At 53.5% G+C, this 22,592-nt stretch carries 21 protein-coding genes and 1 tRNA gene; 8 read left to right on the top strand and 14 right to left on the bottom strand.

Features of this window, described 5'->3' with window-relative positions:
* Positions 1-76: 76 nt before the first annotated feature.
* The 3 genes from def to truA are packed head-to-tail and all read left to right on the top strand — an operon-like array spanning position 77 to position 2,326.
* Positions 77-586, top strand: coding sequence for a peptide deformylase (def, locus tag FIV45_RS03710; RefSeq protein ID WP_099471016.1), 510 nt, complete (start codon positions 77-79; stop codon positions 584-586).
* A gap of 58 nt (positions 587-644) precedes the next feature.
* On the top strand, positions 645-1,547 hold the full coding sequence (gene fmt / locus FIV45_RS03705) for a methionyl-tRNA formyltransferase (RefSeq protein ID WP_099471015.1): 903 nt from the start codon (positions 645-647) through the stop codon (positions 1,545-1,547).
* The gene (gene truA, locus FIV45_RS03700) at positions 1,544-2,326 is read left to right on the top strand and encodes a tRNA pseudouridine(38-40) synthase TruA (RefSeq protein ID WP_099471014.1); all 783 of its coding nucleotides are present in this window, start codon (positions 1,544-1,546) and stop codon (positions 2,324-2,326) included. Before fmt ends, truA begins: the two co-directional genes overlap by 4 nt.
* Positions 2,327-2,350: 24 nt before the next feature.
* Here truA and FIV45_RS03695 read toward each other — a convergent pair whose 3' ends face one another.
* The 4 genes from FIV45_RS03695 to FIV45_RS03680 form a co-directional block, all read right to left on the bottom strand.
* Positions 2,351-2,953, bottom strand: coding sequence for a hypothetical protein (locus FIV45_RS03695; RefSeq protein ID WP_099471013.1), 603 nt, complete (start codon positions 2,951-2,953; stop codon positions 2,351-2,353).
* A 3-nt stretch (positions 2,954-2,956) separates the two neighbouring features.
* Positions 2,957-4,105, bottom strand: coding sequence for a succinyl-diaminopimelate desuccinylase (gene dapE, locus FIV45_RS03690; protein ID WP_099471012.1), 1,149 nt, complete (start codon positions 4,103-4,105; stop codon positions 2,957-2,959).
* Positions 4,105-4,950 carry a 2,3,4,5-tetrahydropyridine-2,6-dicarboxylate N-succinyltransferase gene (gene dapD / locus FIV45_RS03685; protein ID WP_099471011.1) on the bottom strand — a complete coding sequence of 282 codons (846 nt, stop codon included), beginning with the start codon at positions 4,948-4,950 and terminating at the stop codon, positions 4,105-4,107. Before dapD ends, dapE begins: the two co-directional genes overlap by 1 nt.
* 97 nt (positions 4,951-5,047) lie before the next feature.
* Positions 5,048-5,716: a pyrimidine 5'-nucleotidase gene (locus tag FIV45_RS03680; protein ID WP_099471010.1), complete on the bottom strand. Its 669-nt coding sequence runs from the start codon at positions 5,714-5,716 to the stop codon at positions 5,048-5,050.
* Positions 5,717-5,841: 125 nt separating this feature from the next.
* Between FIV45_RS03680 and FIV45_RS03675 the strand changes: the two genes are divergently transcribed.
* Together FIV45_RS03675 and FIV45_RS03670 are read left to right on the top strand one after the other, a co-directional pair.
* On the top strand, positions 5,842-7,623 hold the full coding sequence (locus FIV45_RS03675; RefSeq protein WP_165776873.1) for a sensor domain-containing diguanylate cyclase: 1,782 nt from the start codon (positions 5,842-5,844) through the stop codon (positions 7,621-7,623).
* On the top strand, positions 7,616-8,872 hold the full coding sequence (locus FIV45_RS03670; RefSeq protein ID WP_099471008.1) for a DUF2336 domain-containing protein: 1,257 nt from the start codon (positions 7,616-7,618) through the stop codon (positions 8,870-8,872). The genes FIV45_RS03675 and FIV45_RS03670 overlap by 8 nt, the downstream gene beginning before the upstream one ends.
* A 63-nt stretch (positions 8,873-8,935) precedes the next feature.
* Here the strand turns inward: FIV45_RS03670 and argB are convergent, their stop codons facing one another.
* The 6 genes from argB to rpmH all read right to left on the bottom strand — a co-directional run bounded on the left by argB (position 8,936) and on the right by rpmH (position 13,346).
* On the bottom strand, positions 8,936-9,853 hold the full coding sequence (argB, locus tag FIV45_RS03665) for an acetylglutamate kinase (protein ID WP_099471007.1): 918 nt from the start codon (positions 9,851-9,853) through the stop codon (positions 8,936-8,938).
* Positions 9,854-9,901: 48 nt separating this feature from the next.
* Positions 9,902-10,576 (bottom strand): ribosome biogenesis GTP-binding protein YihA/YsxC, encoded by a 675-nt coding sequence (gene yihA / locus FIV45_RS03660; protein WP_204601980.1) that lies wholly within the window; start codon positions 10,574-10,576, stop codon positions 9,902-9,904.
* Between the two features lie 11 nt (positions 10,577-10,587).
* Complete coding sequence (gene yidC, locus FIV45_RS03655; RefSeq protein WP_099471006.1) at positions 10,588-12,357, bottom strand: membrane protein insertase YidC; 1,770 nt, start codon at positions 12,355-12,357, stop codon at positions 10,588-10,590.
* A gap of 15 nt (positions 12,358-12,372) precedes the next feature.
* Positions 12,373-12,675, bottom strand: coding sequence for a membrane protein insertion efficiency factor YidD (yidD, locus tag FIV45_RS03650; RefSeq protein ID WP_268939760.1), 303 nt, complete (start codon positions 12,673-12,675; stop codon positions 12,373-12,375).
* On the bottom strand, positions 12,676-13,131 hold the full coding sequence (gene rnpA / locus FIV45_RS03645) for a ribonuclease P protein component (protein ID WP_099471005.1): 456 nt from the start codon (positions 13,129-13,131) through the stop codon (positions 12,676-12,678).
* A gap of 80 nt (positions 13,132-13,211) precedes the next feature.
* Positions 13,212-13,346 (bottom strand): 50S ribosomal protein L34, encoded by a 135-nt coding sequence (rpmH, locus tag FIV45_RS03640; protein WP_099471004.1) that lies wholly within the window; start codon positions 13,344-13,346, stop codon positions 13,212-13,214.
* 316 nt (positions 13,347-13,662) lie between these two features.
* Between rpmH and FIV45_RS03635 the strand changes: the two genes are divergently transcribed.
* A complete protein-coding gene (locus FIV45_RS03635; protein WP_099471003.1) occupies positions 13,663-15,066 on the top strand; it encodes a sensor histidine kinase in 1,404 nt (467 codons plus the stop codon).
* 22 nt (positions 15,067-15,088) lie between these two features.
* On the opposite strand, the gene ggt is transcribed toward FIV45_RS03635, so the two are convergent.
* Together ggt and FIV45_RS03625 are read right to left on the bottom strand one after the other, a co-directional pair.
* Entirely contained in the window at positions 15,089-16,852 is a 1,764-nt protein-coding gene (gene ggt / locus FIV45_RS03630; RefSeq protein WP_099471002.1) for a gamma-glutamyltransferase, read from the bottom strand.
* A gap of 37 nt (positions 16,853-16,889) precedes the next feature.
* The gene (locus FIV45_RS03625; protein ID WP_099471001.1) at positions 16,890-17,468 is read right to left on the bottom strand and encodes a hypothetical protein; all 579 of its coding nucleotides are present in this window, start codon (positions 17,466-17,468) and stop codon (positions 16,890-16,892) included.
* Between the two features lie 211 nt (positions 17,469-17,679).
* On the opposite strand from FIV45_RS03625, the gene FIV45_RS03620 reads away from it, so the two are divergent.
* Positions 17,680-17,756: transfer RNA gene (locus FIV45_RS03620), tRNA-Arg, on the top strand.
* Between the two features lie 357 nt (positions 17,757-18,113).
* Entirely contained in the window at positions 18,114-20,036 is a 1,923-nt protein-coding gene (locus FIV45_RS03610) for a sensor histidine kinase (protein ID WP_099470999.1), read from the top strand.
* A gap of 1 nt (position 20,037) precedes the next feature.
* On the opposite strand, the gene FIV45_RS03605 is transcribed toward FIV45_RS03610, so the two are convergent.
* Complete coding sequence (locus FIV45_RS03605; RefSeq protein WP_099470998.1) at positions 20,038-20,304, bottom strand: hypothetical protein; 267 nt, start codon at positions 20,302-20,304, stop codon at positions 20,038-20,040.
* Positions 20,305-20,549: 245 nt separating this feature from the next.
* Positions 20,550-22,535: a tryptophan 7-halogenase gene (locus tag FIV45_RS03600; protein WP_099470997.1), complete on the bottom strand. Its 1,986-nt coding sequence runs from the start codon at positions 22,533-22,535 to the stop codon at positions 20,550-20,552.
* Positions 22,536-22,592 lie beyond the last annotated feature (57 nt).

The raw sequence follows: 22,592 nt of genomic DNA, 5'->3' as shown, positions 1-22,592 counted from the left end.
CCCCGGCAAAACCTTGACGGGGCCACCGTATCATATTACCTACAAAACAAAAGCACAAAGGATTGATCAGGATAATATGGCCATACGACCAATAGTAACCGTGCCGGACCCCCGGCTGAAACTCATCTCCAAACCAGTGGAGAGGGTTGATGACGCCTTGCGGGCGCTGATGGACGATATGCTGGAAACCATGTATGCCGCCCCCGGTATTGGCCTTGCCGCTATTCAGGTGGGGGAACCGATCCGCGTGCTGGTCATGGATCTCGCCGGTGAAGACGAAGACCCGGCCCCCAGATATTACGTCAATCCCGAGATCACCTGGACCTCGGAAGACATGGCCGTCTATAATGAAGGCTGCCTCAGCATCCCGGAGCAATATGCCGATATCGAACGCCCGGCGGAATGTAAAGTCACCTATCTTGACTATGACGGGGCAGAACAGAATATGCACGCCACCGGCCTGCTCGCCACCTGTATCCAGCATGAAATGGATCATCTGAACGGCATTACCTTTATCGATTATCTTTCCAGCGTGAAACGTAATATAATCGTGCGCAAGGTCAAGAAACTGGAAAAGGCCGGGTAACCGACCGCGTTAAGTAAAAAAGGACCGCCTTTTGACATCACCTTTACGGCTGGCCTTTATGGGCACCCCGGATTTCTCCGTCGATATTCTGCAGGCCCTGGTCGACAGCGGCCATCAGGTGGTCGCGGTCTATTGTCAGCCGCCCAGCCGGTCCGGACGCGGCAAAAAAGAACGCCCCTCCCCCGTTCAGGCCCGCGCCGAAGCGTTGGGCCTGCCGGTCCATTACCCCAAAAGCCTGAAACCGGAAGAAGAGCAGCAGCGTTTCGCTGCCCTTGATCTGGATGCCGCCGTGGTGGTGGCTTACGGCCTGTTGCTGCCCAAGGCGATCCTGGACGCCCCGAAGTATGGGTGTCTGAATATTCATGCCTCCCTGTTGCCGCGCTGGCGCGGGGCGGCGCCAATCCACCGGGCGATCATGGCCGGGGACAAAGAGACCGGCGTCGATATCATGGTGATGGAAGAAGGTCTCGACACGGGGCCCGTGGTGCTGGAACGTAAACTCGCCATCACAAAAAACGACACCACCGGCAGCCTGCATGACAAGCTGAAAACCCTCGGGGCGGAGACCATTATTCCTGCGCTGGAAGGCTATGTCGCCGGCACTATGATCCCGCGTCCGCAGCCGGAAGACGGTATATGTTACGCCCATAAGATCGATAAACAGGAAGCGGCCCTTGACTGGCGGCGCCCGGCGGAGGATTTGCGCAACCATATTCACGGACTAAGCCCCTTCCCCGGCGCTTACAGTCTGACGGGCGAGGTTCGGCTGAAGATACTGGAGGCCGAGGTCGTGCCCGGCAAAGGACAGCCCGGCGAACTGATCGCCCTGCCGCTAACCATCGCCTGCGGCAATGGGATGGCCCTGAAAATCCACCGCGCCCAACGCGCCGGCAAAGGACCGATGACCGCCGAAGAATTGCAGCGCGGTCTGCAACTGCCCCTGGGGACCCTCATGTCATGAATATTTCAGACGCCCCTGTCTACCGCTATAAACTTACCCTGGAATTTTTTGGCACCGGCCTTGTCGGCTGGCAGAAACAGAATGTCGGCCGTTCTGTTCAGGGCATCCTCGCCGAGGCCGCCAAGAAATTCTGCCATCATGACGTCACGTTCCATGCCGCCGGGCGCACCGACGCCGGAGTACACGCCCTCGGCATGGTCTGCCATGTGGATCTGCCGCAGGAATATCCGGCCTATAAAGTGATGGATGCGCTCAATTACCATCTGAAATGGCAGCCTGTTTCCGTACTGGCCTCGACCCGGGTGTCAGAAGAATTTCAGGCGCGTTTTTCCGCCACCAAACGCCACTATCGCTATCATATCATCAACCGCCGTGCGCCGCTAACCTTTCAAACAGACCGCGCCTGGCATGTAAAGTTCCCCCTGGATGCGGACCTGATGCATGAGGCCGCGCAACTGCTGGTCGGACATCATGACTTCACCACCTTCCGCAGTGTCGAATGCCAGTCACAGTCGCCGATAAAGACCCTGGACCAGCTGGATGTCTGGCGTGAAGGCGAGAATATCTATATCGACACCTCGGCCCGCTCCTTCCTGCATCATCAAGTGCGCTCCATGGTCGGCTCACTTTATTATGTCGGACGCGGCAAATGGACAAAGCGGCAATTGCAGCAGTCATTGGAAGCCTGCAACCGTACGGCGCTGGCCCACAACGCCCCGCCGGACGGTCTGTATTTTGTCAGCGTGGATTACCCGGAAGATTTTGAGATCGAAGAATAGCGGTCGTGGTGAAGAGGTAACCCCTCATACAAACCGGATCAGCAACTGCATTACGGTCAGACTAAACAGGCTTTCGAACGCCGTGACGCCAATGGCAAGCCAGGTGCTGATCTTCAACGCCTGCTTGAACATAAACCAGGCAACAAACAGTTCCAGATAAATTGCCGCCGCGGCGATAATCATCCCGCCAACCTGCACAGAAACGATGTCCTTCGTCAACAACAGCGACAACGGCAAAATGATGTAATTCAAGAGCGCCCAAAGCCAGTTATAGGCGACAATCATCGCCGCGTAATTGGCTTCAATTCGCAAAAACCGCGTGAAAAAAATCATCACAATCGCCACCAGAGGCAACTGCAGGAGATAGTTCAGAAAATGCGCCATCAGCGACACCTGATGGCCCTGCTCTACCGCAGGCTCAAAGTTTATCTGCAGGCTGAGAAAGAAAATTGGCGCCACAACCGGGATCGCCCAGAAAGATTTCCAGAAGCCTTCCGCAGACGTGTCGAAATAATCCATCGCCCGCGGGTTCAACCTGACCAACTGCCAGGCCCCGGCCAGTGACTGGCCGATATAACTGATCAGATTTTGTTTTTCTGGCGGCGTCTGTGGTCCCTCGTCGGACATAGATTATTCCTTAAAAAAATCACCGAGAATTTCCCGGTATATTTTCGTCAGCAGTTCCAGATCATGGAGACTGACACATTCGTCTACTTTATGCATGGTCTTATTGACCAGCCCGAATTCGGAAACCGGGCAGTGGTTCTTGATAAAGCGGGCATCAGAGGTCCCGCCCGTGGTGCTGAGTTCCACCGTCTCGCCGGTGACCTTGCGCACCGCATCACTGATCAGGGTGCTTAAGGGGCCGGGCGGGGTAAGGAAAGCATCACCGGAGGCCTTCATCTCAAGCCGGTACGTCCCGCCCACGCTGTCACACACGGCGCGGATCCAGTCCTGCAGTCCCTGATCGGTTTGCAGATTATTAAAGCGGATATTGAATTTCGCCACCGCCTCTGCCGGAATGACATTGCTCGCCGTATTGCCCACATCAATCGTCACCACTTCCAGATTGGAAGGCTGAAAATGTTCTGTGCCCTCATCCAGTGTATGCGATTGCAGAATATCCAGCATCTTTACCAGACGCGGAATTGGGTTATCCGCCAGATGGGGATAAGCCACATGGCCCTGGGTGCCAACCACCGTCAACGTGGTGTTGAGGCTGCCGCGGCGGCCGATCTTGGCCATATCGCCGATCTTGCCGGGATTGGTCGGCTCTCCCACCAGACAATAGTCGAGCTTCTCGCCGTTTTCTTCCAGCCATTTGAGCATCTTGATGGTGCCATTGACCGCCGGGCCTTCTTCATCGCCAGTGATCAGGAAACTGATCGAGCCTTTGATCTCGCGGTGACCTTCAAGGAAATCCGACACCGCTGCAACAAAAGCGGCGATGGCGCCTTTCATATCCGACGCGCCACGACCATAAAGAATACCATCTTTGATCTCGCCGGCGAAAGGGTCCGACTGCCAGCCATCCTTGCTGCCGACCGGCACCACATCGGTGTGACCGGCAAAGCAGAAATTGGGGGCGGTATCGCCACCAAAGCGCGCATAGAGATTATCCACATCATCTGCGCCCTCTTCCGAGAACGGCAAACGGGTACAGACAAAGCCCAGACCTTCCAGCGCCGACTGCAATACATCCAGAGCCCCCGCATCCAGCGGCGTAATGCTCGGGCAGCGGATCAAATCCTGGGTGAATTTTACCGGGTCAATTTTCATCAGGCTCTCAGCAGATCATTGATGGAGGTTTTCGAACGGGTGCGCTCATCAACACGCTTGACGATCACGGCGGCATAAAGCCCTGGTCCCGGCGTCCCGTCCGGCAGCGGCTTGCCTGGCAGGTTGCCCGGCACGACCACGGAATAGGCCGGTACGCGGCCCATGAAGATTTCGCCGGTCTCCCGGTCAATGATCTTGGTCGAGGCCCCGATATAAACGCCCATGCTGAGCACCGCGCCTTGCTCGATAATCACGCCTTCCGCCACTTCGGAGCGGGCGCCGATAAAGCAGTTGTCTTCGATGATCACCGGACCGGCCTGCAGCGGCTCCAGAACACCGCCGATGCCGACACCACCCGACAGATGGACGTCCTTGCCGATCTGGGCGCAGGAGCCAACCGTTGTCCAGGTATCAACCATGGTCCCGGTGTCCACATAGGCGCCCAGATTGACGAAGGACGGCATCAAAACCGTACCCGGCGCAATATAGGCCGAACGGCGCACAATGGCGTTGGGCACGGCGCGGAAGCCGGCTTGATCGAACTCTGTCTGGCCCCAGCCTTCGAATTTGGACGGCACCTTGTCGTACCAGTTGGTATTCTCTCCCGGGCCACCTTTGATGATCGCCATATCATTAAGACGGAAAGACAGCAGTACCGCCTTCTTCAGCCATTGATGCACCACCCATTCGCCAGTCTCCTTTGAGGCGACGCGGGCCTTGCCGCAATCAAGCAGATTAAGAGCGTGCGTGACGGCGTCACGGACTTCGCCGGTGGTTGCGGCGGAGATGGTGTCCCGGTTTTCCCAGGCGCTGTCAATGGTGGCTTGTAATGACATGTCGGTCATAAAAAATTCCCTAAAGTATAATATGTGGCTTACTCAGCAGCACAATAGTGATTAGCCGCAAACTGTCAATAACTCTAAGGCCGACACGGCGCAGTTTTTAAGCCTGCCCGGTCAGCTGCTCCAACCACGCGGTCAGGTCGTTCACGGTATAATCAATATGATCCGCCTCATGACCGCGCGCAGACCACTCTTCCGCCGTTGGCAACCAGACGGTTTTCATGCCCATACGGCTCGCCGGTATCAGATTCTGCGCCATATCCTCGACCATCACGGCATCCTGCGGAGCAACACCCGTGGTCTCAATCATTTTTTGATAACTGGCGGCTGCGGGCTTGGGCAGATAATCGGCATTTTCAATGGCGAAAATGTCATCAAACATATTGCTCAGACCGATGTGCTCCAGAACCCGTTCCGCATAAGGAACCGACCCATTGGTATAAATAATCATCCGCCCGTGCAGTTTTCCAAGCACCGTCTTCAGAGCCGGGTCCGGCGCAAGAAATGAAAAATCAATATCATGAACATATTCCAGGAATTCGTCAGGTTGCACGTCATGTTCAACCATCAATCCCCTCAATGTCGTCCCATAGGCGTGGAAAAATTTCTTTTGCCGCGCCTTGGCCTGCTCCAAAGGCAGATCGTAACGGTCTGCAATAAAATACCCCATACGGTCACTGATTTGCGCAAACAGGTTATTATCCGAAGGATAGAGGGTATTGTCCAAATCAAAAACCCAGTGTTTGACCTGTTTATTGTCCAAATTCATAATTTTACTGCCTTCATACTCATCGTCATCGATTCAAAAGAAATAATACACCAGGTAAACTTCTTGTTAAGCCTCCTCCGCTACCATAGCGATATCGGAAAATGTTTAAATTGAGTATCACCCCTATGGAAACAAATATCGCACGTGTTTTGCTAAATACCAAACCGGATGATAAAAAAGATTCAAAAACACCCCTTCCCCTTGGGAAGTTTGATCCTGCGATTACAATTGACCTTTTCCCTGGGCCAGCTCTTCTGGTTGATGGCCAGCTTAATATTATCCATCATAATGTTTATGCGCTGCACTTGCTGCCACCCCTGCATAATCGGGACACATTCCTCAAAAGCATGGTATCCCGCTGCCTGACAAACAATTGCCCTGATGCCCAGAAAACAACCATCAAGGACAACAATGGTCTGCGTCATTACGACCTTACTGCCCTGCCGATCCAGCGGGAGAACAAGGAAGACATCCCTCTGGTTTTTCTCTTTGGCCGGGAAACCACCATTGAACATAACCTGACCACTGCACTGGTCGATTCGCGGCAGATGTTCAAGGATCTGGTCAGTTGTTCAACCGATTTCGCCTGGGAAACGGACACCCGCGGCAATTTCATCTATGTCTCCCCCAAAGGCATACTCGGGTATACCGCTTACGAGTTAAACGGCAAGAATTCCCAGGAAATGATTATCGGCGCTGGTGACCGCAACCCGTTTGATACACTCGACAAGATCACAGAAATGGAGCTCTGGCTCAATCGCGCAGATGGATCCATGGCCTGTTTGCTGGTTTCTGCAGTTCCTGTACTGGATGCCAAAGCCAAATGGAAAGGCGCCCGCGGTGTTTGTCGTGACATCACCCATATCCGGGAGAGGGAAGCTTCCCTGCGCCGCGCCAATAAACAAGAACATGTCCTCAGCAGCATTATCGCAACAATCCGAAACATGCAAACGCCTACAAAAATGTTCGAGGGCGCCGTCAAGGCGACCATGGAAGGCATCAAGACCGATTTTTGCTGCATTCTTCAAAAGGTGCCCTGCTCTCAAAAAGGCTTCACGGCAGAGATTCAGCACCAGCGGGGCATATCCCTGACGGAAGATGTGATTGCCAACCTCTGCCAGAAAGCTCTGGAGGTCTGGCAGAACGAAGCCATACCGCAAGAACGTATTCAAACACTCGTCTTTGGTGACCATCAGATCCTGATGGGGGTAACCAACCACCATACCCAAGACAATGGCGCCATATTCCTGGTTCGGAGCGGCGAAACCCTCTGGCATGAAGATGACATTCATCTGTTCCGTGGCATCACTTCTCATCTGGGCATCGCCATCGAACAGGTCCTGACCTATGCGGAACTGGAACGGCGCGCCTATACTGACGAACTGACAGGCCTTCTCAATCGCCGGGCTTTTCGGGACCATGTAAACAAGCGGCTTAAAAATCAGAAAAGAAGCCTCAAATCCAGCGCCATGGTATACATCGACCTGGACAATTTCAAACTTGTCAATGACACGAAGGGTCATGTTTTCGGCGACAAAATTCTTCAGGATCTCTCCAGATTGTTGCAAGACAACCTCCGGGTAGGTGACTATACCGCCCGTTTTGGCGGAGATGAATTCGCCATCTGGCTAGACGAAATCGACAAGGAAGAAGCCATCATCAAAGCCGAAAACCTCGTCAGGATCGCAACGAAACTCAATCAAAATGCCTGCCTGGATGGGCCACAGCTGTCCCTGTCCATTGGTCTGGCGATGAGCCTGCCGGAAAATCCAGCGACGCTGGATCAATTGATGGATCAGGCGGACCAGGCACTGTATCGCGCCAAAGGAACAGGGAAGAACACCTCTGTACTTTTTGAACCGGATATTATGGGTCCAAACAACGACAAGGGGGATCAGGATGCTTAAGAATATACTCCAGAAAATCACTGGCGGGGACAAGACATATTCCTATGAGGAAGCCAAAACTGCCCTGAAAAAACAAAATCGGCGCGATAAGACCATACTGGCGTCTCATGCCGAAACCAAGCCTGAGATCCTCTATTATCTGGCGACGGATGAATCCCCGGAAGTCCGGCGGGAAATCGCCATCAATCAAAACACTCCCCACCAGGCCAACGATCTTCTGGTGAAGGATGAAGATACCGAGGTGCGGCAGGAACTGGCGCGCAAAATCGCCCGCATGCTGCCGGACCTGACTGACGACGAGGTCAGTAAAGTCCGGGAAAGCGCCCTTGAAATACTCGAAACCCTGGCCAACGATCAATTGCCGCAAGTCCGGAAAATAGTCTCGGAAGAACTGAAAACCTTTGATTGCGTTCCAAAGCAGATCATTCGGAAACTGGCCGACGATGATCATCTGGAGGTCTGCGCTCCGGTTCTCGAATATTCGCCGCTGCTCAGCACAGAAGACCTGAAGGAAATCATCGCGGCCACCACCGTCAGTGGTGCGATCAAAGCCATTGCCCAGAGAGACCAGGTCAACGAGGAAGTCTCTGAAGCAGTGACGGCCTCACTCGACATTCCCGCGGTCGCCGCCCTTCTCGCCAATAAAAACGCCCAAATCAGGGAAAGTACGCTCGACAAAATCATTAGCCAGGCCAATGAGATGGAGGAATTACACCGCCCTCTGGCCGAACGCCCGAATTTGTCGCTGCGCGCCATCAAACGCATTGCCGGCTTTGTCGCCTCTTCCCTGGTCAACCGCATGATCAGCGCCCATGATCTTGACGAGAGCATTGCCACGGAACTCCTCAAACAGGTGCGCGAACGCATTCAGGAAACCACAGGCGATGAAGATGACGCCGAATCCCTCGCCAGTCAGGCGGCGCAATTCCATGCCAAGGGACTCCTCGACGACGCCTTTATCGAAAACACCATCAAGAACCGCCAACGGGAGCTTTTGTTCCATTGTCTGGCGCAGCTGGCGGAAATGCCTCTGACCTCTATTCGCAAAATCCTCACCAGCAAAAAAGCCCGCCGAGTGGTTGCCCTGGCCTGGCGCGCCGAACTCAACATGCGCACCGCAATCAAACTTCAGCTGGAAATCGCCTGCATCCCGAGCAGCCAGGTGATCAATGCCAAGGAAGGGGTGCAATACCCCTTGTCACGGGCGGAAATGGAGTATGATCTGGCGCTTTACGACGGCGGCACCTGAACCGATAAAAAAGGGCGCATTCCATCACCAGAACACGCCCTTGTTTTTTCGACTGAGATGTCTCTACTTATGGATCAATGTCCCGACCCCATGTTCGGTGAACAGTTCCAGCAACAAGGCGTGTTCGACCCGGCCATCAATGATGACCGACCCCTTGACGCCCTTTTCCACCGCATGCAGGCAAGTATCCACTTTCGGGATCATCCCGCCAAGAATGGTGCCATCGGCAATCAATGCATGGGTTTTTTCTTCCGTCAGGTCCGGCAGCAGTATCTTGTCCTTATCCAGCACCCCTGCGACGTCAGTCAACAGAAGTAGACGTTCCGCCACCAAGGAGCCAGCGATTGCGCCCGCCATGGTATCGGCATTTATGTTATAGGTTTCCCCCGTCTCGCCAAGGCCGATCGGCGCGATCACCGGAATAATGTTGGTATTCTGGAACATCTTCAGGAAATCGCCGTTGACCTCTTTCGGGTAGCCGACAAAACCCAGATCGAGAATCTGTTCGATCTGGGAATCCGGGTCTTTCTTGGTCCGGCGCAATGGTTCCGCCACCACAAGGTTGTTATCCTTGCCGCTCAGGCCGATGGCGTGCCCTCCCACCCGGTTAATCGCCCCGACAATGGATTTATTGATGCTGCCGGACAGGACCATTTCCACGACTTCAACAGTCGCCTTGTCGGTAACTCTCAAGCCGTCAATGAAGGAACTCTCGATCTTCAGACGGTCCAGCATACGGCCAATCTGCGGGCCGCCACCATGGACCACGATCGGATTCATGCCGACCTGTTTCATCAGCACCACATCATGGGCGAAACTTAGGGCCAGATCCTCATCCCCCATGGCATGTCCGCCATATTTGATGACAATGGTCTTGCCGCTGTAACGGCGCATATACGGCAGCGCCTCAGACAGAATGCTGGCTTTTTTTATCCAGCTCGCCTTTTTCTTTTCTTTTGCTGAGAGAACAGCGTCCGTCATGATAACTCTCCCTGTAGGCATGGGTCCCAATAGTTTCCCTTCACGGCGTTATCCTCCATATACCATATCGGCAATGGTGGCCCGCAATTCGGCGATACCATCTCCCTTGGTGGAACTGGTCAACAGAACTTCCGGGTGAGCGGCGACATTCTTACGGACATCCGCCTGGGTTTTGGCGACCACCTTTTCCTGTTCTGCTTTTTTGATCTTGTCCATCTTGGTCAGGACGATCTGATAGGATACCGCACATTCATCCATCATGGTCATGATTTCGCGGTCACTATCCTTGATGCCGTGACGGCTGTCCACCAGCACAAAGGCGCGCCGCAGATTGGGACGTCCCCGCAGGTAGCTCTTCAGCAATTTTGTCCATTCCTTGACCAGAGAGCGCGACACTTTGGCATAGCCATACCCCGGAAGGTCCGACAGATAAAGTCCGTCTTCGTCCTTTGCGCCAATCTCGAAGAAGTTGACTTCCTGGGTCCGACCGGGGGTATTGGAGGTCCGCGCAAGGCCGTTCTGCCCGACCAGAGCGTTCAGCAGGCTGGATTTTCCTACATTGGAGCGGCCGGCGAAGGATACCTCGACCCGGTCGGCCGGCGGCAAATGCTTCAACGCCACAACACCGAGCATAAATTCGGCCCGCTTGGCGAACAACAGACGCCCGCGCTCAAGGCGTTGCGCCTCAAGCTCGGCCTGCTGTTCCAGATTTGGTTCTTCCAATGACACGATCCTTACGCCTTCTTGTCGGCGGTCGGCACCGGATCAGCCCGGCGCATCAATACCCACTGCTGCAGGATGCCGAGGATGTTACTACACGTCCAGTAAATCACCAAACCAACAGAGAATTGTGACAACATGAAGGTGAAGACAATCGGCATAAACAGCATAATCTTGCGCTGCATCGGATCACCGGAGGATGGCGTCATCTGCATCTGCAACCACATGGTAAAGCCCATGACCACCGGCAAGATCCCCAGCGCCAGAAAGCCCGTAGGTTCCCAAGGGATCAGACCAAACAGGTTGGTGACCAGCATGGTATCCGGCGCGGACAGATCCTTGATCCAGCCAAAGAAGGGCGCATGACGCATATCAATCGTCACATAAAGCACTTTATAGAGCGCAAAGAAAACCGGGAATTGCAGGAACATGGGCAGACAGCCGGAAACCGGATTGACCTTTTCCTTTTTGTAAAGCTCCATCGTGGCCTGCTGCATCTTGGCCTTGTCATCGCCGTATTTCTCTTTCAGGGCCTGCATCTTGGGCTGCAAGACTTTCATCTTGTTCATGGACTTGTAGCCTTTGTTAGCAATCGGGAACAGCGCCAGTTTCACCAGCGCCGTCAGCAACAGGATCGCAACCCCGAAGTTGCCCGCCAAACCATAGAGGATCTCCAGAAGATAGAAAATCGGTTTGGTCAGGAAGTAGAACATGCCCCAGTCAATCGCGTAATTGAGCATTTTGACATTTTCGATGTCGGTATAATAATCCAGCAATGAAACTTCTTTCGCCCCGGCAAACAGCCGTGACGTCTCGACATAGCTTTCACCGGCGGGCAAAACCGTCCAGTTATGGAAATAATTGGCATAGAAGTTTTCCGACGTCTCATTGCCCCGACGATAAACCTCAACATTAAAATCCTTTTTCGCATCCGGAATCAGGGCCACCAACCAGTATTTATCGGTGATGCCCACCCAGCCGCCATCGGTGCCGCTGGCCGTAATTTTATCTTTCGGTCCCATGTCTTCCAGGTCACCGTAAGAATATTCCTCAATCCCTTCATCCAAAGACCACATTGGTCCTTCATGAAGGATATAAAGCGCCTGTCCTTCCGGACGGCCTTTACGGACAACACGACCGTATTGCGCCACCTTAACCGCGCTATCAGAACTGTTGGTAACTTTTTGGCTTACCCCAAACATGTAATTTTCATCAAGGGTGATGGTCCGGGTAAACAAAAGGCCTTCGCCATTATCCCACGACAAGGTTACCGCACCGCCGGCTTCCAGCGTATCCTGATCCGCCGCCCATACGGTATCCGCTGTTGGCGCCTTGCTGCCCTCAACGCCCCAGTTCAAATCAACGAAATAGGCTTTCTTACTGCCTTCCGGGCTCAAAAGCGCAACATCCTCGGCACCTTCTTCCAGGGAAACTTTATAATCAGCCAGCGTCAGGTCATCCAGTCGGCCGCCTTTCAGGGCGATAGAGCCGTGGAGGCGCGGGCTTTTGATCAGGACCTTATCACGGTTGCTGATCAGTTCTTCACGCGTGGCGGAGATTTGCATATCGCCGTCTGCCGAAGGATTGGCCAGATTACCCGGGGCCGCATCACCAGAGTTCAAGTCAGGAAGTTCGTCACCTTTTTGAGCGGCTTCCACTTTTTGCTGCTCAAGCCGTGCTTGTTCCAGGGCCTCCTGACGCGGGGCGTCATAGAAATAGGTATAGCCCAGCAAAATCACCAAGGTCAGACCAATAGCGATCATAAAATTACGGTTGTCTTCCATCGACTTCTTCTCTAGTTACTTTTTTTGGCCCACCGAATGATCGGCTTTGCCGTTACAACATTTTCTTTTTCCGGAAATATCTCCAGAATTATCCACCCGATCCGGTACAGGATCATATCCTTCGCCTCCCCAGGGATGACAGCGGCCAATGCGCCGCAACGCCAGCCAGGTCCCCTTGAAAGGCCCAAACCGGTCGATCGCCTGATAGGCATAGTCCGAACAGGTCGGCAGATATCGACAGTTTTTACCCAGCAACGGCGAGACTGTATATCTATAGACTGTGATCATGCCTTTCAAGAGCCAGATGACCAGTTTCACCTATGCGTCCCCCTTCTCTGCCTTAAGATCAGGTTTTTCGCGTCTTTTCAGAGACTTGCGACCTGTGGAATTGCGCACTTTATCAGGATCACGGGGTTCATGCAGTCGTCGAACACACCACCGCAGGTCGCGAATCAGCTGATCATAGGGCACATCCACCGTCGCAGTCCGCGCAATCAGGACATAATCCGTGCCCGCCCGACCCTGCTCCGGCAGCACCGCGCGCGCCACTTCCCGCAAGCGCCGCTTGGCCCGTACCCGAGCCACAGCATTGCCGACTTTCTTACTGGCGGTATAGCCCACCCTGATATCTGTGGTATGTGCCGCCGCCTGGTCTGGTCTGGGCGCCATCTGCACAATCAAGCTGCCCGACACCCATTTGACCTGGGTGGCCGCCACCCGTAAGAAATCGGGTCGTTTTTTCAAGACTGAAAGGCTTAAAGCCGCCTGGGACATTCCTGTCTCCCAAAAAAACAAAACCGGCCTCTGAGATACAGGGCCGGTTTGTATAAAGTGTTTAACCCTGGTTACGGGGTTTATGCAGAAAGACGTTTCCGTCCTTTTGCACGACGTGCTGACAGAACCCGACGACCACCTACTGTGGCAGACCGTGACCGGAAACCGTGCCGACGTTTGCGAACCAGAACACTTGGCTGAAATGTACGTTTCACTGAACTACTCCATTTGCCGCTGTTTATAATTTATGCATTGCATAAACGCGATACCCGCCAAATCATCATAACTTGACGCTCAATTTCAAAACGGGTGTATATAACCATTCCCATGGTAAGTCAATCGACAAACCCACCCAGGCATGAGTTTTTTAACGATGGCTGTTTTCCGCTGGTTTGACAGCTGACCGCCCCCCGCTGCGTTTATTGATCAAAACGTCAAAAAATTAATTCCCCTTTTAACACAAAAGGCGATAAAGTGAAGTCAGTAAACCACTTTACATCTCTCTACCGCAAAAGGGGACCCTCAGCATTTATGGTTGAGAAGTTAAAAAAACTGTCGATAAAATCAAATTTGTCTGTGCGCCTCTTGCTGCTGACATTTTCCTTTGTCTTGCTTGCTGAAATCTTGATTTATGTGCCTTCCATTGCCAATTACCGCAAATCCTGGCTGGAAGAACGCCTGTCAGCGGCCAATATTGCGATTCTCGCGATTGAGGCCGCGCCGGACAACATGATCAATGAAATGATGACCAAAAAACTTCTGACACATGCCGGGGTTGACGCCATCGTGTTGAAACAAAAAGATAAAAGTCAGCTTGTTCTTAACACAGACCAACCTCTGGAGATCAAGGCCCGCTATGACCTGCGGGATGCGTCTTACTGGACCTTGGTAATTGATGCCATGAAAACCATGTTTCACGTTCACCCCCATAACAGCATGATCCAGGTCACCGGTTCGACTGACTTCACCCAGCCTGCCCAGGACAATTCCTATCTCCAGATCATCTTTCATGAAGACCTGTTGTGTGAAGACATGTACGCCTTTTCCTATAATGTCATGATCCTGTCGATCATCATTTCTCTCATCACCGCAGGATTGGTATATTACAGCCTGTCCTGCCTGCTGATTCGCCCGGTGCGTCGTCTGACCAACAGCGTCATGTCCTTCCGCGCCGCGCCGGAAAAAGCCACCGATGACCTTACCTCCGATGGCCGTAGCGACGAAATCGGCATCGTAATGAATGAAGTCGGTGCCATGCAAACCGAGATTCGCCGGGCCCTGACCCAAAAGAAACATCTGGCCCAACTGGGGGAAAGCGTCAGCAAGATCAATCATGACCTGCGCAACATCTTGTCCAGCGCGCAGATGGTGTCCGATCACCTGACCACCATCGACAACCCTACTGTACAAAAACTCACGCCGCGTTTCGTATCGGCCCTCGACCGGGCGGTGGAATTATGTGAAACCACCCTGAAATATGGCAAGGCCGGCATCATCAAACCCATTCTGGCGCCGGTGGACCTGAAGGAACTGGTTGATGAAATCGCTCTGTCCTATGGCATTGACGATCAGCCTGACCTGAAATTCACCAATAACATCCCCCGGGGATTTAGCCTCAATGCCGACGCCGACCAGATGTATCGGGTATTCATGAACCTGACCCGGAACGCCTTGCAGGCCATGCATCACCGCGGCGAGATCACCATCACCGTTCAAGAAGAAAACGGGCAGCATGTGATTGATTTTTCCGACAATGGCCCCGGCATCCCTGACCGGATAAAAGCCACTTTATTTCAACCTTTTCACGGCAGCAGTAACGGCGGTTCCGGTCTTGGTCTCGCCATTTCACGGGAAATCATAGAAGCCCACGGCGGAACGCTGGAACTGCTCCAGACCGACGAGAAGGGCAGCCGGTTCCGCATTACCCTGCCCTGATGCCTTTTCTTAAACGTCGCCTTCAGTCGGCGACAACAACACCTTCCCGCCGCTTGTCGGCGGCGCCCTCATACCAGGTTCCGTCCGCACCACGATGCACAATGATGCCATGCAGGCCACTGTTCACCGTGCGGCTGCGCACCTGATGCCCCTTGTCCCGCAACGGCTCTTCCAATGCACTCAGACCTGTGTCCCGTTCCAGAGACACCACCCCGCCGCGGGTGAGGAAATGCGGCTGATCAATGGCCTGTTGCAGGTCCATATCCCAATCAAGAACATTGATAATCGTCTGCGCGACATAGGCGATGATGCTGCCGCCGCCCGGCGACCCGATCGCCATCACCACGTTGCGGTCCTCGTCTAAAACAAAGGTAGGCGACATGGAACTGCGCGGACGTTTTCCCGGCGCAATCCGGTTGGCCACTGGCAAACCGTCCCGTTCCCAACGGAGCGAAAAATCTGTCATTTCATTATTGAGCATAAAACCGCCCGCCATCACCCGGCTGCCGAAAGCACTCTCGACCGTCGCCGTCATGCTGACCATCTGTCCCCATTGATCAACAATGGAAAAGTGGGTTGTCGATGGCAGTTCCGGCGTCATCCCCGCCGCAAACGCGATGCGGCTCGCCCCGGGCGGGGTGCCGGCCTCGGCATGCCCCATGGAACGTTGAAGATCAATCTGCCGCGCCCGGTCAGAAAGATAAAACGGATCGGTAAACAGCGCCATCGGGACATTGACATAATCGCTGTCGGCCATATACATATCGCGGTCGGCATAGGCGAGACGCTCGGCTTCCAGTATGACATGCACCGCCGCGAGAGAATTGGCGCCCATGGCCTTCAGATCGAAAGATTGCAGGATGCCCAATATGCTGGCCACCGTGCCCCCGCCGGACGATGGCGGCGGCATGCCGCAAATGGTCCACACCCGGTAAGGTCCACAGATCGGCCGCCGCAGTTTCGGTTTATAGGCCGCCATATCTTCCAACGTCAGTTTGCCCGGGTTTACCTCTGAGCCTTGGACTGCCGCAACTATTTCCTGGGCCAAGGGGCCGTGGTAAAATCCCGCCGCCCCCGCCCTGGCGATTATTTTCAGGCTTTTGGCGTAAGCCGGGTTCTTCAGCAGGTGCCCCACGGGCCAGGCCTTTCCGTCCGCATTATAGAAATAGGCCCGACTGGCCTTCATTTTACGCAGCAACGGATCCCGGTCGATCAGATAATGCAGCCGCGGCGACACCTTGAAGCCCCCCTCGGCAAGACGGAGCGCCGGCGCAAACAGGTCGCCCCACGGCAGTTTCCCCCGTTTCTGATGAGCAAGATACAACATCGCCACCACGCTCGGCGTGCCCACGGAACGCCCGCCAAGCACCGCATCATAAAACCCTTTACTGTTGTCGTTCAGCACATCCTGAAACATGTCAGCCGTCGCCGCCGCCGGGGCCATTTCCCGCCCGTCGTATGCGTCAATGCGTTCGCCTTTCGGGGCGGTTGGATCATAATGCATCAGAAATGCTCCCCCCCCAAGGCCGGAAGATTGAGGCTCTACCAGCCCCAGCACCGCTTCCACGGCAATCGCGGCATCCACAGCGCTGCCCCCGGCCCGCAAGATTTCCAGCCCCGCCTGCGCCGCATGGGGATTCGCCGCCGTAACCATGTGCCGGCTGGCCTTTTGGTGGTTTTCCGCCTGACCTGAATCTGCCGATACCAGGGCATATCCCCCCGCCACCACACACAAACCAACCACTAACGACAAGCAACGCAGAAAAGGCAGAAAACACGATTTCATAAACAATATCCCACTTTTGGAAAAACAAAAAAGACCGTTACAAGCCGGCGGTCAGGTCATCAAGCTCCCGGCGGACGGTGGCCTGACGCGCCGCCAGAGTCGAAAGCAACTGGTGGCTTTCAGCGGCGGGCGGCAACGACAAGGCATCAGGATCTTCTTTCAACGCCTGCAGCGCCGTCTCGATATTTTTCTGCAGGCTGGTCAGCCGGGACATCTGAAGTTCCACGGCGCCCTGATGTTGCTGACGGGTTTCCGGATCGGTCGCCGGGATGCTGCGCAACAATGTCATGGCCCGTGCGATAGCCTTGTCAATCACACCATATCGTTCCGGCACCGTCATCAGGGTCTGCATATGTCGGGCCCGAGCCTCGGCGGTTAATGGAGTGCGCGTCCCCGTCCCGAGGTCCGCCGGCGGCGGCAGAGCAGAATCGCCCCGCCCGGGTTCCCCGGTCTCCGGCTCCTGCGGCAGGGGCTTTGTCCGTTCGGCGGCCATCCAGTCCCACAAGTCATCGGCGGCGAGGCGCGCACCAGCGTCTTGGCCCGTGTTGGAACAGCCGCTGATCACGATCACTGGCGCCAAACACATAAATTTCCCCAACCCCTTCAGGTTTAACATCTTTTATATCTTCTTTCTCTATCGAGGGGCGCGAATGGCCCGAATTCCGGGGAAGTCTAAGCCATCCCCACGGCCAGAACAAGGCCGGGTTTTGATGAATTTCAGAAAAAAATTACACTTTGTCATAAAAGCGCTTGCAATCGCTTCTGGATGCCAGTAGTTTCCGCGCCACGGGACAGATGATGTTTTGTTCCGGTCAATATGACCATGTGCGCTCGTAGCTCAGCTGGATAGAGCACTAGACTACGAATCTAGGGGTCGGGAGTTCGAATCTTCCCGAGCGCACCATTTTTTCAAAAAGATTAGCATCTTAAATATCAACGCACCTTTTTCGTTGAGCGGTTCCCTTGCATTCTCCATTCAGACCTCCCCGGAGATTGGGGCAACATCCTATAACTACAGCCACTTTTCTTTCATCCCCCCTCCCGACAATGCAAAATCATAAAGTCCTGCATCTGCGATGATAAAACCCGCACCTGTAAAATAATCCTGACCATAAGTTGCATATTTTTCTTTGACATCGTTCCTGTTGTTATTATAGGCTATTTTCAGGTCAGGCGTGGGAATCTGAGCCTGGGATACGGGTGTAATATAATCAAAAAAATAAATTATCACCACCTACAGGTAGAGTAAGAGTACCTTGATATGAAAGAATACTGGAACGAGTTTAATGATTTAAAAGAGAATCCCAACCCTCTCAGCGAAATCATAGCGCATACTGTAGATGGTATTATTGCCCTGGATAAAGAGCAAAATATTGTGCTTTTCAACAAAGGCGCTGAAACCATATTCGGATATTCCTCCGCCGAAATTCTGGGGCGGAAACTGAATGTTTTACTGCCAAAGGAAATCGCCTCAAGTCACCACAAACGGGTAGAGAACTTTGGAAAATCAGCCAAGTCAGCCCGCCTTATGGGCGAACGCGACATCCTTTATGGCCGCGCCAAAGACGGCCATGCCGTCCCACTGGATATCGCCATTCAACACCACCCGGAAACCAATCAGGTGCGCTATACAGCGATCTGTCGGGATATTTCCGGAAGAATTAAACGGGAAAGACGGCTTGCGGTACAAAAAGCCAAATTTGAAACTCTGTTCAACAGTTCCAACCGATTAATTTTTCTCACCGATGAGCATGGCGAAATTCAGGAAATGAACAAAACAGCCTGTAATTTACTCGCCGGATACAAAACTTCTTTTATTGGTCAGAAAATCTGTTCCTGCAAATTTTGGGACAACAAATTCGACCGCGCCCTGCTGCAACAACAAATTGCCCAGCTGGAACAGGATAATTTTAGCCGGATATCGGCAAAAATTATCTCTGCGGAAGGAAAGTCTTATTCTCTGGAAGTCACCTTAAAAACCATCACCGTTGAAAACACCGCCCCCAAGCGGATCGTGATCGAAGCCATGGATGTGACCCAGTTGGCGGAAATCAACGAAGCGCTGCGGAAAAGTGAAAACAGCCTGGCCCGTGCGCAAAAAATCGCCCATCTGGGAAATTGGGAGTGGAATATTGAAAATAATGGTCTGGAATGGTCGGATGAAGTCTTTCGCATTTTCGGGCGTATGCCCGGAAGCTTCACGGTCACCTACCCTGCTTTTATTGCCGCCATTCACCCTGATGACCTGAAAAAGGTCGAACAGGCCGTCGACGCCGCCATCCACCATCAAAAGACATATGACATTGTACATCGAATCCTGACCCCTGAAGGCATTGAAAAAGTTATCCGCGAGCGGGGCGAGGTTCTGCGGGATGAAAATGGCCATCCCATGCATATGACCGGCACCGTTCAGGATATCACAGAAAGCTGGTATCGAGAGCGGGCTCTGGCAGGAGCCCAGGAAAAAGCCGAAGCGGCAAACAAGGCTAAATCTCAGTTTCTCGCCACGATGAGCCATGAGCTGCGGACCCCTTTAAACGCCATTATCGGCTTTAGCGGCAGCATGCAAAGCGAGATTTATGGCGCATTGGACAAGCAGTATAAAGAGTATGCCGACTACATACAGCAAAGCGGGCAACATCTTCTGGCCATCATTAATGACATCCTCGACCTTTCCAGAATTGAAGTCGGCACCATAGATGTGCGGGCAGACTGGATTGAGCCAGAACGACTTGTCGAAAAGCCCCTGAAGTTTATTTCAGACCGAGCCCAGGCAAAAGGAATTACGGTGCACTGTCAACTTGACCCTAAGCTGAGGGATGTTTTTCTAGATGAACGCCACACCACCCAGATCCTGATCAATCTTTTGACCAATGCCGTAAAATTTAGCAACACGGGGGACCAAATTACTCTGGGCGTCCGCACCAGTCCTGATGAAGTTGAATTCTATGTTCAGGACAGCGGAATTGGCATGAGCAAAGAAAGTATCAGCAAGGTATTCAATCCGTTTTTCCAGGTGGATATGAGTTACAGCCGCACACATGAAGGGGTAGGCCTAGGATTGGCCATCGTAAAGGAATTAACGGAATTGCAAAAAGGGCGCGTCACAATCAGCAGCGCCCTGGGCGAGGGCACCCGCGCCTCCGTCTTCTTCCCCGTTCCCTCTGATACCGCGACAACGTAATTTACGAACCTTGGCGGCCCAGCCCCGAGAGTGTTTTAGTGATTTTCTGCAACAACGCCTCCTCCGCGGTGCTGCAGATCTCCGGATGCATATTTTCCGCCTGTGATTCCAGAATGTGCTTCATTTCATCAGCCCAGTTCTGCAAAACTTTTACCTTGTCCTCATCAGAGAGCCGATCATCCTGAAGAACATCTTCCGGCGCCCCGAACAAATCACCGGGGTCCTGCATCGCTTTTTCCAGATAGGATTTCTGTTCTTGTGTCATCATTCTGTTTTCCATCTTCTTTTATCATTGAATAAATCAGATGTTACCGAAACGCCGCCCGCCTTCTGCCCCCTGTCACCGGTAAGAAAAGGTCCGACGCCCTATAAGTTTAATACCATATTATGGTAATAAAATCAGCAAAGCTTTCAATTCTTCCCGCCCCAAGACAGATATTCGCAAGATAACAACGGCGATATTTCCCTTCACCCTGCAGCTTGTTTCAGAAAAACCACGGAGGCTTTCCAAGGTCACGACATCAGTTGCCTGTTCCTCATCTCGATCAGGGCCGACACATGCTGCAGGGATTCCTGCATTGTTTGAAAAAGAGCTGTCCGCCTGCGTCTGTTCCGGGCCGAAAGTCCCGATAGCTTTTCCCGATTAACCACATGTAGCCCAGTGATCAATAATGTGCTCTTGTCAGAAAAGGCGATATCGAGCTTCACCGGTTCCAGCAAGGCTTCTTCTTGTGGTGACAGGGTAATCCCGGATGTTTCCCCCTCGCCTCCTGTAACAGGTATTTCAGGAGCTTCAATCAAGGTTTCGTCCTGCGCCAATCCGACAAGGGCAATACATTCAAACTGCGCAGTTATACTGTCGCGACGAAAAAACAAAGGACAATGGTTCGCCATCCGATCCACCTCATCAGGCGCCACCCGCCGCCAACTGCCCGACGTCGTCTTGACCAAATTCAGCTCCACCGCCGCAGCCGGGCGGCATAAGCCATTGATCAGTTCCCGGTTGCCCGGCAGTCGAGGCAACACCTTTACTTTGCGTTCCTTAACCTTTTCCAGTTGCGTGCGCGCCGCTGCGGTCAGGTGCGGCATGCTCTCCAATGGGTTGGGGTGAGTGCGGAACCCCATGCCATAAAGAATATATTGATAACTCGCTGCGGGAAACAGGTCATAGGGACTGAGAAATCCGTTATTCGACGGCGATTGATGTCGCCAGAGCGTCAGCAGATCCTGAAGACTTTCGGGAATGCTCTCCGCTTTCTGATTATCGCGCCAAAACGCGCTGTCGCGCCGCCTGCTCAGCACATAATGCAATTTGAGAAAGTCGATCACTCTTTGCCAACGAAACAGAAACGTCTCGTTATATTTTGTAGCGACCACGTCCATAGCCGCGCGGGAGGCCGGCAGATGCTGACTGATGGTATTGGCCGCAAGCTCAACCATCACCAGGGCCGAAGCCTCCAATGGCTCGATAAAGCCCGCCGACATGCCGACGGCAACACAGTTATTAACCCAGAATTTCGCGCGGTACCCCGGCTGGAAGCTGAGTTTGCGGAAAGAAAGCGCCTCCACATCCGGCACATCGGGGCGCAGGTAATTCTTGAGCTGTTCAGTGGCCTCTGCGTCTGAAATATGGCGGGACGAAAACACGTGCCCCACCCCGCGTCGGGACGACAGACCGATATCCCATATCCAGCCTGCCGTCTGCGCCGTCGACAAGGTCGCAGATTCAATTTCAGCGTCAGGATGCTCATAAGGCACTTGCACCGCCAGGGCGCTATCAATAAACAGCACATCCTTCTGGCTGAGAAACGGCACCTGATAATGCTTGTCGATCAACAGCCCCGCTGACCCGGAACAGTCGATAAACAGATCGCCAGTGATTTCGGCGCCCTGCTGCGTCGTCAGGGACAGGATATCCCCGTTTTCGGCCGTATTAACCGAAACAACATCCGCCAGAATATGATTCACCCCCAGTTTTCCGCGACAATGGGCTGTCAGAAATTTGGTGAATTTTCCCGCATCAAGATGATAACCATGATTTTCCACAGAAGCATATTCCGGAGAGCTCACCTGTTTGGGGGCGCATTTCCGATCACACAGATCAGCCTGTAGTCCAACCGCCGTGGCAAAGGGCGTCCCCCTATGATTATCCCGCCATTCCGCGGCCAGGCTGACCTCTTCGAATCTCTGTGGCAGGGAAAAGGGATGGTAATAGCTGTCGTCCTCCTCACCCGTGGTCCAGCATCTGAATTTAGAGGCCTGCTTGAAGGTCGCATCGCAGTTCCGGATAAAATCAATCTCTTCAATGCCCATTTTTCGCAACGTATCGACCATCGTCGGCCAGGTGCCTTCCCCGACCCCGATAATGCCGATATTTTCAGACTCGACCACCGTGACAGAAACCGATGCTTCCGCGCCGCGAATATATTTCGCCCCCAGCAATCCGGCGGTGATCCAGCCAGCCGCACCGCCGCCCACAACAACAATAGATTTGACCATTTTCTTACTCCCTGTAGTGTCCTGTCTGCAAAACGCAAAAAGAGGGATGCAATCGCA

The organism is Paremcibacter congregatus (assembly GCF_006385135.1).
Taxonomy (GTDB): Bacteria; Pseudomonadota; Alphaproteobacteria; order Sphingomonadales; family Emcibacteraceae; genus Paremcibacter; species Paremcibacter congregatus.
The sequence above is the reverse complement of the archived record's forward strand: the minus strand, read 5'-3'. Positions and strand labels throughout refer to the sequence as shown.

Excerpts from the sequence above, each read along its gene's own strand:
- dapD (WP_099471011.1), bottom strand. The coding sequence starts at position 4,950 with ATGACCGACATGTCATTACAAGCCACCATTGACAGCGCCTGGGAAAAC.
- yidC (WP_099471006.1), bottom strand. The coding sequence starts at position 12,357 with ATGGAAGACAACCGTAATTTTATGATCGCTATTGGTCTGACCTTGGTG.
- FIV45_RS03625 (WP_099471001.1), bottom strand. The coding sequence starts at position 17,468 with ATGTTAAACCTGAAGGGGTTGGGGAAATTTATGTGTTTGGCGCCAGTG.
- FIV45_RS03675 (WP_165776873.1), top strand. The coding sequence starts at position 5,842 with ATGGAAACAAATATCGCACGTGTTTTGCTAAATACCAAACCGGATGAT.
- def (WP_099471016.1), top strand. The coding sequence starts at position 77 with ATGGCCATACGACCAATAGTAACCGTGCCGGACCCCCGGCTGAAACTC.
- FIV45_RS03600 (WP_099470997.1), bottom strand. The coding sequence starts at position 22,535 with ATGGTCAAATCTATTGTTGTTGTGGGCGGCGGTGCGGCTGGCTGGATC.
- FIV45_RS03635 (WP_099471003.1), top strand. The coding sequence starts at position 13,663 with ATGGTTGAGAAGTTAAAAAAACTGTCGATAAAATCAAATTTGTCTGTG.
- argB (WP_099471007.1), bottom strand. The coding sequence starts at position 9,853 with ATGACGGACGCTGTTCTCTCAGCAAAAGAAAAGAAAAAGGCGAGCTGG.
- truA (WP_099471014.1), top strand. The coding sequence starts at position 1,544 with ATGAATATTTCAGACGCCCCTGTCTACCGCTATAAACTTACCCTGGAA.
- dapE (WP_099471012.1), bottom strand. The coding sequence starts at position 4,105 with ATGAAAATTGACCCGGTAAAATTCACCCAGGATTTGATCCGCTGCCCG.
- FIV45_RS03610 (WP_099470999.1), top strand. The coding sequence starts at position 18,114 with ATGAAAGAATACTGGAACGAGTTTAATGATTTAAAAGAGAATCCCAAC.
- FIV45_RS03680 (WP_099471010.1), bottom strand. The coding sequence starts at position 5,716 with ATGAATTTGGACAATAAACAGGTCAAACACTGGGTTTTTGATTTGGAC.
- fmt (WP_099471015.1), top strand. The coding sequence starts at position 645 with ATGGGCACCCCGGATTTCTCCGTCGATATTCTGCAGGCCCTGGTCGAC.
- FIV45_RS03670 (WP_099471008.1), top strand. The coding sequence starts at position 7,616 with ATGCTTAAGAATATACTCCAGAAAATCACTGGCGGGGACAAGACATAT.
- FIV45_RS03695 (WP_099471013.1), bottom strand. The coding sequence starts at position 2,953 with ATGTCCGACGAGGGACCACAGACGCCGCCAGAAAAACAAAATCTGATC.
- ggt (WP_099471002.1), bottom strand. The coding sequence starts at position 16,852 with ATGAAATCGTGTTTTCTGCCTTTTCTGCGTTGCTTGTCGTTAGTGGTT.
- rnpA (WP_099471005.1), bottom strand. The coding sequence starts at position 13,131 with ATGTCCCAGGCGGCTTTAAGCCTTTCAGTCTTGAAAAAACGACCCGAT.
- FIV45_RS03605 (WP_099470998.1), bottom strand. The coding sequence starts at position 20,304 with ATGATGACACAAGAACAGAAATCCTATCTGGAAAAAGCGATGCAGGAC.